Raw genomic sequence first — 15,899 nt, 5'->3', positions numbered from 1 at the left:
ACGTGGCATCTGCCTTGGGCAGAAGATGAACAAGGCTTGACGCCATCTCTCCCCAGAAACATCGTCATATCATCAGGATTACCAAAATGCCTTTCATCACCCTGCGTCTCACGCCTGGCACCACCGAAGCCCCAAAAATGCCCAAGTGATTAAAGAATTCACTGAAACCCTGGACCGCGTTATGGATAAAAGACCTGAGTGGACCAATATCGTTATCGAAGAAGTTCCAACGGAAAACTGGGGCCACGGTGGAACGACACTCAAACAGCAGTTCGCACAACAAGGCAGCTGAGCGAACTCAAATCCCCTTGAAAAACCGTTGAACGCGCGCGCCCAAGCCATCGACTGGCCGGTTATGCCTACCGTCGCAGTAAGGTAGGCTTTTGGATAGACCGCAGCGACACAACAGCAGAAGCTGTTCACGCTGAATCGTTAATTCCAGCTTGTCAGAGCAGGCCTGTAGACAGTCGGGAAGCTGGGGAGAACGCCCGCAGCGGCAAAGCGATAAGGTATCGCCAGGTTTGACCTGGCGAACCTCAGGTAAAATCGGCGCAGGCTTATCCACAGCCCGCGCCCCTTACTCAGTCAACCCAAACACGGGCATTACGGAACATGCGCATCCAGCCTGCATCTTCCTGCCACTCGTCTGGACGCCAAGAGTTCTGCACCGCACGGAATACACGCTCAGGGTGCGGCATCATGATAGTCACACGACCATCACGGCTGGTCAGGCCAGTGATACCACGCGGCGAACCGTTAGGGTTGGCCGGGTAGGTTTCAGTAACCTTGCCATGGTTGTCGACAAAACGCAGCGACACACAACCGGACAGATCAGCTTCCAGTAATGCCTCTTCGTTCTCGAATTCAGCATGACCTTCCCCGTGGGCAATGGCGATTGGCATACGCGAACCGGCCATACCCTGCAGGAAGATCGAAGCTGACTCCTGCACCTGCACCATAGCGACACGGGCCTCGAACTGCTCGGAGCGGTTACGGACAAAGTGCGGCCAGAACTCAGTGCCCGGGATCAGCTCACTGAGGTTGCTCATCATCTGGCAACCGTTGCACACGCCCAGGGCAAAGCTGTCCTTACGTTCAAAGAACGCTTGGAAGCCGTCGCGGGCACGGCGGTTGAACAGGATGGACTTGGCCCAGCCTTCACCGGCCCCCAGTACGTCACCGTAGGAGAAGCCACCGCACGCCACCAGCCCCTTGAACTCTTCCAGGCTAACGCGACCGCTGAGGATATCGCTCATGTGCACGTCGATGGCACTGAAACCCGCGCGGTCAAAGGCGGCAGCCATTTCTACCTGGCCGTTAACACCCTGCTCGCGCAGTACAGCGATCTTCGGACGCACGCCTGTGCGGATGTATGGCGCGCTGATGTCCTGATTTACATCGAAGGACAGCTTGGCAGTCAGACCTGGGTTTTCTTCATCCAGCAGGACGTCGAATTCCTGATCAGCGCACTCGGCGTTATCACGCAGACGCTGAATCTGATAGCTGGTCTGCGCCCACTCACGGTGCAGCAGACGGCGTTCGCCACTGAACACCAGCTGATCATTAAAGCGGATGCTGATCTTGTCGCTGTTAACCGGCTTACCGATCACAGACACACAGTCACCCAGACCAGCCGCACTGAACTGAGCCAGTACTTCTTCGGTGGAGCCCTGCTGAACCTGGATGACAGCACCCAGCTCTTCGTTGAACAGCACATCGGCCACACTGTTGCGGTCATCCGCCAGTGCGTCCAGCGCCAGTTCGAGACCACAATGGCCGGCAAACGCCATTTCCAGCACAGTGACCAGCAGGCCGCCGTCGGAACGGTCGTGATAAGACAGGATACGGCCATCCTGATTCAGGCCCTGAATCACAGCAAAGAAGGCCTTGAGGTCTTCTGCGTCATCCACGTCCGGCGCCTTGTCGGCAATCTTGCCGTACACCTGCGCGAGGATCGACGCCCCCATGCGGTTCTGTCCACGGCCGAGGTCGATCAGGATCAGGTCGGTATCACCCTTGTCCATGCGCAGTTGCGGGGTCAGGGTCTTGCGAATGTCGCTTACCGGAGCAAAGCCGGTCACGATCAGCGACAGCGGAGACGTTACAGTCTTCTCAGTGCCTTCGTCCTGCCAGCGGGTCTTCATGGACATGGAGTCTTTGCCCACCGGGATGGTGATTCCCAGCTCCGGACACAGCTCCATACCAACTGCTTTTACGGTTTCGTACAGACGAGCATCTTCACCTGGGTGGCCAGCCGCGGCCATCCAGTTGGCAGACAGTTTGATGTCGCCAAGTTTTTCAATACGCGAAGCTGCCAGGTTGGTGATGGTCTCACCAATTGCCATACGACCCGATGCAGCTGCATCCAACAGAGCAAGCGGTGTACGCTCACCCATTGCCATGGACTCGCCGGTGTAGACATCAAAGCTGGTCGCAGTCACAGCACAATCAGCCACAGGCACTTGCCATGGGCCGACCATCTGATCACGGGCAACCAGACCTGTGATGGTACGGTCGCCAATGGTGATCAGGAAGCTCTTGCTGGCTACCGCCGGATGATGCAGAACGCGCTTAACGGCCTCATCAATGGCGACGCTGGAGGCGCGGAAGTCATCGCCCAGCTCAGCCTCACGGGTGACCGAACGGTGCATGCGTGGCGGTTTGCCCAGCAGCACATTGAGCGGCATATCCACGGGCTTATTACCAAAGTGGCTGTCAGCAACGGTCAAGTGGGCTTCTTCAGTGGCTTCACCTACCACGGCAAACGGGCAACGCTCACGCTCACAGATCGCTTTGAAACGCTCAAGATCAGCGGCATCAACCGACAGGACATAACGTTCCTGGGATTCGTTACACCAGATTTCGTGCGGGGCCATGCCTGGTTCATCGTTAGGCACGTTGCGCAGTTCAAAACGGCCACCGCGACCGGCATCGTTTACCAACTCAGGGAAGGCGTTGGACAAACCACCGGCGCCCACGTCATGGATAAACTTGATCGGGTTTTTATCGCCCAACTGCCAGCAACGGTCGATAACTTCCTGGCAACGGCGCTCCATTTCAGGGTTTTCACGCTGGACCGAGGCGAAGTCCAGATCCGCAGAGCTGGCACCAGTAGCCATGGACGAAGCCGCACCACCGCCCAGGCCGATCAGCATGGCCGGGCCGCCCAATACGATGAGCTTGCCGCCGACGCTGATTTCGCCCTTTTGAACGTGCTCCTCACGGATGTTACCCATACCACCGGCCAGCATGATCGGCTTGTGGTATCCACGGACTTCCTCGCCACGCGGGGTCTGGATTGCCTGTTCGAAGGTACGGAAGTAACCCGTCAGTGCAGGACGACCGAACTCGTTGTTGAACGCCGCACCACCGAGTGGGCCTTCAATCATGATGTCCAGCGGGGTCACGATGCGCTCAGGCTTGCCATACGGCACTTCCCAAGGCTGCTCGAAACCCGGAATCTGCAGGTTGGACACAGTGAAACCTGTCAGGCCAGCTTTCGGCTTGGAACCACGACCGGTAGCACCTTCATCGCGGATCTCACCACCGGAGCCAGTGGAGGCGCCCGGGAATGGTGCAATGGCGGTTGGGTGGTTATGGGTTTCCACCTTCATCAGGATGTGCACCGGCTCCTGAGTGGCGCCGTATTCACGGGTCTCAGGGTTCGGGAAGAAACGACCAGCAACGTGGCCAACGATAACCGAAGCGTTATCTTTGTAGGCCGACAGAACACCTTCGCGGTTCATCTCGTAGGTGTTTTTGATCATGCCGAACAGGGACTTCTCCTGGCTTTCACCATCGATATCCCAGCTGGCGTTGAAAATCTTGTGGCGACAGTGCTCAGAGTTGGCCTGCGCAAACATCATCAGTTCGATGTCGTGTGGGTTACGTCCCAGTCCCTGGAAGCTGGTCAACAGGTAGTCGATCTCGTCTTCTGCCAGTGCCAGACCCAGATCTGCGTTAGCCTTTTCCAGCGCCGCACGACCACCGCCCAGCACATCAACTGCCGTCAGCGGCTTCGGTTGGGCATGGCTGAACAACGCCGAGGCGCCTTCCAGGCTGCTCAAAACAACCTGAGTCATGCGGTCATGCAGCAGCTCTGCTACCAGTTGCGCATCAGCCTCGCTCAGCTCGCCACTCACGTAATAGGCCAGACCACGCTCGATACGCTCGATTTTGGCCAGGCCACAGTTTCGGGCAATGTCGCTGGCCTTACTCGACCATGGCGAAATCGTGCCGAAACGCGGAATAGTCAGAAACAGGCGGCCAGTCGGCTCCTGCACCGGAACACTAGGGCCATACTTCAGCAAACGGGCCAGAACCCGCTCTTCGTCGGCAGTCAGTACGCCAGTAACATCGGCAAAGTGCGCGAATTCGGCATACAGGCCGGTGACGGCAGGAACTTTGCTGGTCAGCAGCTCAAGCAGTTTGCCGTGACGGAAAGCAGAAAGGGCGGGAGCGCCGCGCAGGATCAACATCGGGGACAGCCTCTGGGAAGGGGTGTACTTTGAGGCCGTGCATTCTAGCCTAAAATGAGGCGTTGATGGCACCCGTGAAGGCAAGGGTTAATCTGAAGGTTCGTAGCAGAGATACGGATGCCTGTCGATATATGGCGCGTGACAAGCTTTGCGTATACTTCACCGATGTTTTCCCAATCTGTATTCCGCACGCGCTGCGCCAGCTGGCTGTCAGCGATCGGGGTCCTCCTGCTGCTCAACGGCTGTGCTGAGCCTCCACCCAGCACCCTAGAGCGTATTAAGGAGGAAGGTGTACTGCGGGTGATTACCCGAAATAGCCCTTCCACCTATTTCCAGGACCGTAACGGCGAAACCGGCTTTGAGTACGAGCTGGTGAAACGCTTTGCCGATGATTTAGGCGTCAAACTGCAAATTGAGACCGCCGATAACCTGGATGACATATTCAGCAGCCTGAACCGTGAAAACGGTGCAGCTCTGGCGACCGCCGGTCTGGTCGCCAGCCCAGCGCGCCAGACACAAGCCCGTTTCTCTGTGCCTTATATGGAAGTCACCCCACAGGTGGTCTACCGCAACGGCCAGCGTCGCCCTACCCGCCCTGAAGACCTGCTGGGCAAGCGAATTACGGTGATCAAAGGCAGTAGCCATGCAGAACAGTTGGCCAAGCTGAAACTGCAATTCCCAGAGCTTAAGTATGAAGAGTCCTCTGACGTCGAAGTTGTTGACCTACTGCGCATGGTCGACGAAGGGCAGATAGACCTGACGCTGATTAACTCCAACGAGTTGGCCATGAACCAGGTCTACTTCCCGAATGTGCGCGTAGCCTTTGATCTGGAAAACACACAGAACTTGGCTTGGGCCACTGCACCGGGGGACGATGCCAGTCTGCTTAATGAAATGAATGCATTCATTGAGCGCGCCAATACAAATGGCACCCTGCAACGCCTCAAGGATCGCTATTACGGCCACGTCGATGTACTGGGTTATGTCGGCGCTTATACCTTCGCTCAACACCTGCAACAGCGTCTTCCGCGTTACGAGAAGTTCTTTAAAGAAGCTGGCCAGACCCACGAAATCGACTGGCGCATGCTGGCCGCCATGGGCTATCAAGAGTCCCTGTGGGAGCCTACTGCCACCTCAAAAACCGGTGTTCGCGGGCTGATGATGCTGACATTGCGCACGGCGCAGGCCATGGGGGTTTCTAACCGCCTAGACCCTAAACAAAGCATCAACGGCGGCGCCAAGTACATCAAGCTGGTACGTGATCAACTGCCCGAGAGCATTAAAGAACCTGATCGCACCTATTTCGCGCTGGCGGCTTACAACATTGGCAGCGGCCACTTGGATGACGCCCGCAAGCTGACCAAGGCCGAAGGCCTTGATCCAGATAAGTGGCTGGACGTGCAAAAAATCCTACCGCGCCTTTCGCAGAAACAGTGGTACAGCAAAACCCGTTATGGTTATGCCCGTGGCGGTGAACCGGTACATTTCGTGCGCAACATTCGCCGTTATTACGACATTCTGACCTGGGTGACTCAGCCGCAACTGGAAGGTTCACAGATCGCCGAGGGCAATCTGCATGTACCAGGCATCAACAAACGCAAGCCTGCCGAGCAGTCCCCACCGCTGTAATCGGTCCGTTTTAGCGCTGCTCGCGGCGGCGCCTAAAAAACTCGCTGAGAATGGCCCCACACTCCGCCGCCATCAACCCACCTTCCACCAAAACCCGGTGATTTAGAAAGCCCTGCTGAAAGAACTCGCCCCGGCTTTGCACCACACCCGCCTTAGGCTCTGTAGCGCCGTACACCACTCGCTGCACCCGTGAGTGCACAATCAGGCCAGCACACATGCTGCACGGTTCAAGCGTTACGTACAGGGTTGAGCCCGGCAGGCGGTAGTTTTGCAGATGCGCAGCAGCATCACGAATCGCCACCATCTCTGCGTGGGCACTGGGATCATGGGTTGAGATCGGGCAGTTGAAGCCCCGCCCGATAATCTCACCGTCCTGCACCAGCACCGCTCCGACGGGCACCTCACCCAGCTCTGCGCCTTTTGCCGCCAACGCCAGTGCTTCAGCCATAAAATGCTGGTCACGGCTACGGTCGATAATCAGGGGTTGGCGCACAATCAAGCGACCTCGATAGATGCCATTAGACCGGTCTCCATGTGGTCGATGACATGACAGTGGAACATCCAAACCCCCGGATTATCTGCAACCAACGCCACCTTCGCACGTTCATTCTTACCCAGCAGATAGGTGTCAGTGAAATATGGCGTAATGCTCTTACGGTCAGAGCTGAGGACTTTAAAGGTCATGCCATGCAGATGAATTGGGTGCTGGTACTGGGACAGATTGCGCAGCTCAAAAATATAGCTCTTGCCCAGCTCAAGCTTGGCAATCGGCCGGTCGGCGCAGGTTTTGTCGTTAATATCCCAGACCTGGCCATTAACCTGCCAAAAGCTGTGCGCCCCACCTTGATCCAAACCGACAGACACGGCCCCTGCCCATTCAAAGTTGAACCGCAAGGTTTGTGCATTAGCCAGGTCCGGCTCAGCGACAGGGTTTGCAGGAATGGCTGGCGGCCAAGTCCCGGACGCCTCCTGACTGGCAACTGATTTCAGCGTAGCCAGGCGCAACGGCCCGTTGCGCAAGGGAAGCTCTTTACCCGCCTCCGGAACTTTCAGACCGATATCAATACGCATACCGGGCCCGATCCAGTACTCCTTAGGGAACGCATGGGGTTCTACCGGGTTGCCATCCAGCGCATACACACGGGCATCAGCGCCCGGCAGGTTGAGGCGGTAGGTGTGCGTGTTATCCAAATTGAGCAGGCGTAGTCGCACGATCTGCCCGGCAGGCAGCTCCAAGACTGGCGCATGCACGCCATTAACCGTGCTCAAACGCCCCGGAGTACCACCACGCGCAGCCTCACGAGGCACACTGAAATCAGTAAAAGCGCCCTGCTCATCCACGTGCCAGCTTTTGATGCTCAACGTGCGCTCATGGACAAAGCCCGTCGGCTCCCGCTCTTCAACAATTAGCGGCCCGACCAACCCTCGTCCCAGCTGTTCACCACTGGCAGTATGGGGGTGATACCAGTAGCTGCCGGCATCTGGAGTGATGAAGTTGTAATCGAAATACTCCCCCGGCTTAACCGGCGCCTGGGAGACGTAAGGCACCCCATCCATCGACAACGGCAGACGGATGCCATGCCAATGAATGGTGGTTTCTACATCAAGCTTGTTGATAAAACGAACCCGCAGGCGCTCACCCTGGCGACAGCGCAACTCGACACCGGGGGCTTTGCCACCGTAAGCCCAAGCTTGAGTGGTATGCCCCGGCACCAACTCCATATCCAGCGGAGCGGCGATCAGTTCGTAATCGTGGGTGGCGACATTTTCCGGCCGCCCCAACCAATAGCGCACACCACCGGCGCTCAGCCCTACAACACCAAGGCCTGCGAGCCCAAATAGCATCTGTCTGCGAGTCATGTGCATATTGAGTCCTTAGCCCATCTCAAACAGGGCATCATTTCAATTGCACTATCTTCTCATTTAAGGGTGATTTCTGGCGACCCTCACAGCGAGTCAGGATGCCGCATAACGCATATTTCAATCACTGGCGCATGCCAATGGCCAACCTGTTAAAAGCGCTCATTAATGAAACAGCGAAAGTCAGATCCGCGATCTCAGCATCACTGAAATGCTTTTTCAAAGGAGCAAACTCACTATCTGGTGCATGCGTCTCGGCAACATGCACCAACGAATCCGTCCAAGCCAACGCCGCTCTCTCCCGCTCACTAAACTGATGACTCACTCGCCATCCGGCAAGACTGTCTAGTTTGACCTGGGGCATTCCACCTTTGCGTAAGGCATTGGCGTGCAACTCCAGACAGTAAGCACAAGCATTGATCTGCGATACACGCAAGTAAACCAGCTCGACCAAGGGCTTACCGAGGCTACTTTTATCGAGAGCCAGTTTGGCGAATCCAAATCCTGTGTAGGCTTCAGGTGAAAGGGTTTGATAGGGCAAACGCAAATTGTTCATAGCATCCTCTACGAGAAAGACCGGTTCTTCCTGACCGGCAATAGCCACAGTATACGGCCCCTCTATCGGGGCCCCACATACCCGCCCGGTACTCCCTCAGGGGAAAGCACCAACTGCCAGAGCTGCGCATGGCGGGTGCGAAATGCAGCCATCGAGCCGGCCAAGTAGAAATGCCACATACGGCGAAAGCGCTCATCATAGCCAGCGTCCAGCCTGTCCCATGCAGCGTCGATATTGTCGCGCCAGGCTTGCAAAGTCAGGTCGTAATCAGTGCCGAAGTTGTGCCAGTCCTCCAGGACAAACAGCCCCTCCATTGCGGAGGTTATTTGCGCTGCCGAGGGCAGCATGGAGTTGGGGAATATATAGCGGGCAATCCAGGGGTCGGTGTGGTCGCTACTCACATTAGTGCCGATGCTGTGTAGCAGAAACAGCCCGTGCTCAGGCAAACATCGCCTCGCTACTTCGAAGTAGTCCCGGTAATTCTTGACGCCGACGTGTTCGAACATGCCGATAGAGAAAATCGCGTCGAACGACTCATTAAGATCACGGTAATCCTGCAAACGAATTTCAACGGGCAATCCTTGGCATAGCTCCTGAGCGAACACCGCCTGCTCTTGGGAAATGGTGATGCCGACGCCTTCAACCCCATAACGCTCAGCGGCAAACTTCAGTGCCTCCCCCCAGCCGCAACCAATATCCAGCACACGCATACCAGGGCGCAGCTGCAACTTGCGGCAAATCAGATCAAGTTTGGCCTCTTGCGCAGCATCCAGATCAGCGCTGTTACGCCAGTAGCCACAGCTGTAGACCAAACGTTTGCCGAGCATGGCCTGATACAGGTCGTTACCCAGATCGTAGTGACGCTTGCCGACCTCAAAGCTACCCTTGCCCGTTTGCAGGTTGAACAGCTTGGCCTTAAGAGCATCCCAAACTTCACCGCTACCATGCACGCGGTCATCTAGGCGGGCTTTGACCAGATGGAACAGAAAGGCATCCAGCTGATTGGCATCCCACCAGCCATCCATGTAGCTCTCACCCAGCCCGAGGGAGCCCTGGGCCAATACCCGCGAATAGAAATGCGGCTCGTAAACCTGAATATCCTGCGCGCGGTCACCGCCTACAAGAACATCCGCCTCCATCAACAACCCTTCAACTCGCTTTTGCAGCTTTGCTTCCGGCATCGTTACCCCCTCCATCAAAGCCCTGCTCAAGCACGGCTCAAACATTGCGATAACAGCAAAAACCAATCTGCACGGAGGTTGCGACTAAACAACGGAGTAGCCACCGCCACCGAGGAACCCAATCGCCAATCCGTCACAGATGAGGTATGGACACTCCTAACAACGCAGGATTCCTTGGCGATAAAACTGTTTGTTTGATGAAGTCTTGGCCCTAGGGGGCTTAGTAAGAATACTGAGCCAGACGTACTCACTATTCATAACAATCTAAGGTATTAACTCTGCGGAACTCGCCTCAAACACCAATACAGTGCACATTCCAAAATATTGCTCCCTGACTTCCCCCTGATCACACGCCCTCAAGCCCCTATTAGATTTGATGCACGACTGTACTGATTGAGTGGCACCAACGTATCTTTCGTATGTCTCCAGGCATAACACCGAGGATGCGCCGATGACCTTGAATAGACGTGCGTTTGTTTTCTTGGCTGGTGCTAGCGTGGCAGGCTTGGCCAGCGCGCAAGTCGGTAAGCCTTCGCAGCCGACGGGTGCTACTGCTCAGAACAGCACCGCCCACGCGTTTCCTAAGGGCTTTCGCTGGGGTGTTGCCACTGCAGCCTACCAAATCGAAGGTGCCGCCAATGCAGATGGCAAAGGCCAATCTATCTGGGATGTCTACGCCCACACGCCAGGCAAAATGGCTAATGGCGATACCGGGGATGTCGCCATTGACCATTACCATCGTTACCGTGAAGACATTCAAATCATTCGTGGACTGGGGGCCAATGCCTACCGATTTTCTATCTCCTGGCCCCGTCTATTCCCGAATGGCACAGGCAAACTCAATGAAGCCGGTCTGGACTTTTATTCCCGCCTTGTCGACGCCCAACTGGAAGCCGGCATCGAACCCTTTGTGACCCTTTATCACTGGGATTTACCGCAAGCCCTTCAAGAAAAAGGGGGCTGGCAATCACGCGACACTGCTAAAGCGTTTGCCGACTACGCCGCCGTTGTGGCGAAACACCTTGGGGATCGAGTTAAGCACTTTTTCACCCTGAATGAATTGCAGAACTTCGTGGACATGGGCCACCAAGGTACATCCATGATGGTTCAGGGTAAGGAACAGCGTATTGAGCTGGCGCCGGGAATTAAGCTCTCAACCCGCGACCTGAACCAAGTTGCTCACCATGCTGTTCTGGCTCACGGCTTAAGCGTTCAAGCCATGCGTGCCGCAGCCCCCAAAGGCCTCCAAATTGGCCCGGCTGATGTTCTGTTTGCCGGAGTCCCGGTCAGTGACACGCCAGCTAATGTGCGCGCTGCTGAAATCGCCACTAAACGCTACAACGACCGCTTCCTCGATGTCATGCTCACTGGGCGCTATGACCAACACTATCTCGCCAGCGCTGGCGCCGATGCCCCCCGTTTTACCGATGAGGACATGCGCGCCATAGGCAGCCCACTGGACTTTGTTGGAGTGAATATTTACGTACCGAAAAATTACATCGAAGCGGCCGACAATGAGCAGGGTTTTATTGAAATACCCACCTCCTTGTCACACCCGCGCATGGGCTCGCGCTGGCACAGCTTTTCCCCGGAAGTAATGTACTGGGGCCCGAGGCTGGTGAATGCGATCTGGAAACCCAAAGCGATCTACATCACCGAAAGCGGCTGCGCCGCCGACGACACCCTGAGCGCAGACGGTCGCGTACTGGATACCGACCGCCTGATGTACTTGCGTGCCGTGATGACCAACCTACAACGAGCCATTGCTGAAGGCGCGCCCGTCAAAGGTAACTTCGCTTGGAGCGCCTTCGACAATCTGGAATGGACGGGCGGCTACAGCGTGCGCTTCGGCCTCGTGCACGTCGACTTCGCCACACAGAAGCGCACCCCAAAGCTCAGTGCCGAATGGTATCGCCGTGCGGCAGAGATGAATGCGGTGGTCTGAGGAGGCCCTAGCTTCAGTGGAAACAAAAATGCCCGCATCACTGCGGGCATTTTTCTGTTACAGATTTATGCAGTTTCTGTTGCGACCAACGAACTCTAGACAATGGCGCAGTGTTTATCCTGTCAGTAATTCGGTTTTCAATGGCGTCTTTATCCACGGTACGAATAGCAATGATAACGACCTACTGTGCCTCTCTTTCCCTGAAGTGCTGATTTATCAGGATGGAGACAAAATAATCGGATGAAGAGGCGATAAGTCTCAATCAGCGGCCACGCAGAGATTGAATTATTTATCACCTGCAGAGAGGCTAAACGAAATCGTTGCAATGACCGATTGAGCCAACAGCAGACTTTTAGGATTACTTTCTCCCACTGAAAATTTCATATCTGTCCCCCGTGTCTTGTATGCGCGTCTGCTCGGGGAGGAATAGCCCTGCCGCGTAATGGTGTTGTACCACCACGTTCACACTCAATTGCTCCACTCATTGGTGCAACGCGGTCAAATCTATCCACATCGACTCACAAGCTGCGGGAATTGAATGGACTTAATCCAGAATCAGGCAGGCTGCCTCGAGTTTTAAATTTGTACTGAAAGATCTTCTTGTTATTTAAACAGCAAACACATAAAAAATAAATAAACACCCATTATCAAATTGAAAATTTTAATTAACAAAAAATACAATAAAACATATTGAACAAATTATTAATGAAATATCAATATTAGAAAAAACCTATTAACATCATATAAATTATGCTCACATAAAGAATCATCTCAACCCAAAAACAACATGGATGGTTAACTCGATGATTACTATCAAAATCACAAAAAATATCGTCCCCCCGCCCTCCTCTTCCAAATACCGTTATTTTTTCATATCTACGCTAGCCCTTTCACTACTTGAAAACCCTGTATACTCAGCTGATGAGTGCGGTACAGGATCAACCGTAGTGTGTAGCTCTTCAAATAACCCTTATGCATCGGGCATAAAATATACGGTAAATGATGAGTTCACTCTTAATATCGAGTCCGGTGTCGAGATAGATCGTCCACTGGGAACTGACGTTCGCGGGATAGAAATTACAGGTAACAGCTCTGATGCTGTTACGGTAAATATTGCCGACAACGTAAAAATTCAGACACAAGGGAAGTATCCGGGCGGTGTCTATTTGATCGGTTCAGGCCCTTTGTCCATAAACTCCGGAGCCAACATTGACATTGCAATACCTAGCAACCTTGAAGAAATTGGCGGTGGTAAATGGGGATTGCAAGCATCCTTAGTCGATGCTGCCGGAGTTGATGACGTCAGCATTGTGCAACGTTCTGGGAGCACGATCACCACGTCGGGAGCTGATACAGGTGGATTGTACGGCACAAACCACGGCTTAGGCGGGGTGAAAATCACTACCGATGGAACCATCGAGCTGACTGACTCAAGTACCTTTGCGGTAAACGCCACGTCCTGGAACCCAGCGAGTACCGGAATTGTAAGTATCACTCAGGGCAGCACTGGTTACATATCCATCAATGGCGAAGATAGCCTAGCTCTTTATAGCCTCAACTACGGACTAGGAGAAACGCTCGTTGAGACCCGAGGAACACTGGAAAGCTTCAAAACCTATTCTGATGCCATCTTGGCTTATGCCGCCAACACTTCTAGCCAAGCAGATGTCATAGTCAGAGCCGCAAATACCGCCAATATCTTAACCAAAGGCGATAACTCAAACGGAGTTTCAGCAATTCAGAGCGGGCTAGGCGATGTCCATATTATATCTTCTGCGAAAATATCTACAGAAGGCGGTACTTCTCACGCCCTAGTTGCTAGGATTGAAAATAGCACCAGCACTGGAAGTGCCTCGATAGTGCTCGACAGTAGTCTTCTATCGACAACAGGCAATGCTTCACATGGGGCTTATGCAACAACAGCAGGCCCAGCCAATGCCAGCATTACTATGGGCGCCGGGACTAGTGTGATCGTTTCCGGAGCAGAGTCAGTTGGCGCTTACGCATCAACCACCGGGAACGCCTCAATAATCACGCAAGGACGGCTTAATGCTAGTGGCGAATTTGGCGTCGGTGCAGCAGCCATTAGCGAAGCTGACGCTGCCAGCCTGACAGTAGAGGCCGGCTCATTAATAACAGGTGGCTGGCAGGCGAACACCAACGATCTCGGGAGTTCCACAAATTTCGCTGCAGCAGGTGCCGTTTTAGGCTCCGCTACAGGCTCTACACTCTTGAATATGGGCACCATCAATGCCGGATCAGACCGTGCAGTTCTCGATACCGGTCGATCAACTGCCAAGCCAGGTTCTCTCACAATCGATAACCATGGTCTGCTAAGCGGATTCGTGGAACTTTCTCCTGGCGGACAAAACAATCTGAACAACCACAATGGCGCAACCATAGAACTGCGTCACTTTGCAGACACCGATGGGGATGGAGTCCGCGACACAAAACGTGTAGCGGTCTCTGACTTCGGCTCAAGTACCAGTACCTTCACAAACTCTGCTGGAGCAACTGTACGTCTCGCCCCAACAGGAGCACCTGCGACTTTCGACAACTCATTCTTCTATATACCTACCACTGGCATAGACAAGCGCTCTCTCCCTGCTGATGTCTATGCTATCGAACGTGACGGCATCGTCCAGGCGCAATTGACCAACCTTGGAGAGTTTCGAAACGCAGGTGTTATTGATCTGCGGGGCTCCCAGATTGGTAACACCCTGCTTATGACCGGAGCTGCAAGTGCGACAAGCGCTCCAGGAACAAACGTGTTTGTCTCTGAAGGAGGCCAACTGCTGCTAAGAGGTGGCGGCCTTTCCGCAAGCCTTAACGACCCCACAAAACTTTTTGCTGACATGCTGATCGTAGACTCAACACGTCTGGGGGCTGGAGGTCCTACGCGGATTCAACTGGACTACAACCCTGCGACCATGGGCGTGCTGACGTCTGGAAACGGCATGGAGCTCGTCGAGGTACGCGATGCGACCCGCTCTGCCGCTGGTGCCTTCGTACTCGGCAACCGCATTGCAGCTGGTGCCTATGAGTACACCCTGCAACAAGGCGGTGTTGCCTCAGACACTGGGGACGGTAACTGGTATCTGCGTAGCCACCTCAATATGAATTCGCCAGAACAACCCACACCGGAAACACCAACTCCCCCACCAACCCCTGTGGTGGAGGTCCCCAACTACCGTAACGAGGTGCCGACCGCGATGGTCGTGCCCGCGCTGGCGCACCGACTCGGTCTTGGCGTTTTGGGTACCTATCATGATCGGGCTGGCGAGGATAATGCGCTTCTTGCCCAGGGCAGCGCATTGCAAGGCTATGCCCGCGCCACTGAAAGTCCGGAAGAAAAACGCAGCTGGGGTCGGGTTTTCGGCGAGACTGGCAAAATCAGAAACGGCGGTAATGATCAAAGTAGTCGCTATCAAAGTTTTAGCGACAAAGGCGCACGCTACGACTTCGACTTTTATGGCTTCCAGCTAGGTCTGGATTTGCATCGCCAACTTAACGATGACGGCTCGCGCAATATCGGAGGTGTCTACCTTGGCCTTTCACATGCGAAAGCTGATGTCGACGGGGCCTTGCAAGGTCGAGCAGGTGAAGTGACTATGGACGGCTACTCACTCGGTGCCTACTGGACGCTACTCGGCGCATCTCGCTGGTACATCGACGCTGTTGCACAAGCCACCCTCTACGAGGGCATAGAAGCACGCTCCACAGCTAACGAAAAGATCAAACCCAGTGGGTGGGGTTACACGGCCTCACTCGAAGCCGGCTACCCGTTTGCCCTAAAAGGCAACTGGACATTGGAACCACAAGCTCAACTAATCTATCAGCGGGTCATGCTTGATGATACTGAGCGAGACACCTACGGTATCATTCAATTCAAAGACAGCGATGCTCTTTATGGAAGACTTGGAGGTCGGCTGGTCAAGCAATGGGAACGTGAAGGCGGAAAGGAAACCTCCGCTTGGCTCAGAGCTAACGCCTGGCATAGCTTTGGTGCTGACGCCCAAACCTCCTTTGCATCACTCAACGGGGAAAACACCGTAACCCTCAGTAACGATCTGGGTGGTTCTTGGGCCCAGGTCGGGCTTGGCGTCACGCATCAGGTCAATAACAACCTGAATGCCTTTATAGCAGCCGACTACAATCAAGGTCTAGATCACAGCAACAACCGCAGCCTGTCCGGACGAGTAGGATTGCAATATGTCTGGTGATATACAGCTCGGGAATGCAGTTGAGCG

The 15,899-nt window shown here is 54.6% G+C and carries 9 protein-coding genes and 1 pseudogene; 4 read left to right on the top strand and 6 right to left on the bottom strand.

The genetic code is table 11. The features are described 5' to 3' along the window. The first annotated feature begins 86 nt into the window (after positions 1-86). Positions 87-292, top strand: a pseudogene (locus WG219_06300) (4-oxalocrotonate tautomerase family protein). A gap of 6 nt (positions 293-298) precedes the next feature. On the opposite strand, the gene WG219_06295 reads toward WG219_06300, so the two are convergent. Together WG219_06295 and purL are read right to left on the bottom strand one after the other, a co-directional pair. Then, positions 299-565 carry a CDGSH iron-sulfur domain-containing protein gene (locus WG219_06295; GenBank protein WXL27062.1) on the bottom strand — a complete coding sequence of 89 codons (267 nt, stop codon included), beginning with the start codon at positions 563-565 and terminating at the stop codon, positions 299-301. A 16-nt stretch (positions 566-581) separates the two neighbouring features. Continuing rightward, the gene (purL, locus tag WG219_06290; GenBank protein WXL27061.1) at positions 582-4,478 is read right to left on the bottom strand and encodes a phosphoribosylformylglycinamidine synthase; all 3,897 of its coding nucleotides are present in this window, start codon (positions 4,476-4,478) and stop codon (positions 582-584) included. Positions 4,479-4,643: 165 nt separating this feature from the next. Between purL and mltF the strand changes: the two genes are divergently transcribed. Next, on the top strand, positions 4,644-6,107 hold the full coding sequence (mltF, locus tag WG219_06285) for a membrane-bound lytic murein transglycosylase MltF (protein ID WXL27060.1): 1,464 nt from the start codon (positions 4,644-4,646) through the stop codon (positions 6,105-6,107). Positions 6,108-6,117: 10 nt separating this feature from the next. Here mltF and tadA read toward each other — a convergent pair whose 3' ends face one another. The 4 genes from tadA to cfa all read right to left on the bottom strand — a co-directional run bounded on the left by tadA (position 6,118) and on the right by cfa (position 9,704). Next, on the bottom strand, positions 6,118-6,600 hold the full coding sequence (gene tadA / locus WG219_06280) for a tRNA adenosine(34) deaminase TadA (GenBank protein ID WXL27059.1): 483 nt from the start codon (positions 6,598-6,600) through the stop codon (positions 6,118-6,120). A 2-nt stretch (positions 6,601-6,602) separates the two neighbouring features. Further along, positions 6,603-7,973 (bottom strand): multicopper oxidase family protein, encoded by a 1,371-nt coding sequence (locus tag WG219_06275; protein ID WXL27058.1) that lies wholly within the window; start codon positions 7,971-7,973, stop codon positions 6,603-6,605. A 118-nt stretch (positions 7,974-8,091) separates the two neighbouring features. After that, positions 8,092-8,523 carry a carboxymuconolactone decarboxylase family protein gene (locus tag WG219_06270; protein WXL27955.1) on the bottom strand — a complete coding sequence of 144 codons (432 nt, stop codon included), beginning with the start codon at positions 8,521-8,523 and terminating at the stop codon, positions 8,092-8,094. 62 nt (positions 8,524-8,585) lie between these two features. Next, positions 8,586-9,704: a cyclopropane fatty acyl phospholipid synthase gene (gene cfa, locus WG219_06265; protein ID WXL27057.1), complete on the bottom strand. Its 1,119-nt coding sequence runs from the start codon at positions 9,702-9,704 to the stop codon at positions 8,586-8,588. Between the two features lie 451 nt (positions 9,705-10,155). Here cfa and WG219_06260 point away from each other — a divergent pair, with 451 nt between their 5' ends. Next, positions 10,156-11,649, top strand: a complete 1,494-nt coding sequence (locus WG219_06260; GenBank protein WXL27056.1) for a GH1 family beta-glucosidase — start codon at positions 10,156-10,158, stop codon at positions 11,647-11,649. Between the two features lie 803 nt (positions 11,650-12,452). Continuing rightward, on the top strand, positions 12,453-15,872 hold the full coding sequence (locus WG219_06255; protein WXL27055.1) for an autotransporter outer membrane beta-barrel domain-containing protein: 3,420 nt from the start codon (positions 12,453-12,455) through the stop codon (positions 15,870-15,872). Positions 15,873-15,899 lie beyond the last annotated feature (27 nt).

The sequence above is a fragment of the Pseudomonas mendocina genome (assembly GCA_037482215.1).
Classification (GTDB): domain Bacteria; phylum Pseudomonadota; class Gammaproteobacteria; order Pseudomonadales; family Pseudomonadaceae; genus Aquipseudomonas; species Aquipseudomonas mendocina_E.
This window is presented reverse-complemented; position numbering and strand designations above follow the sequence as displayed.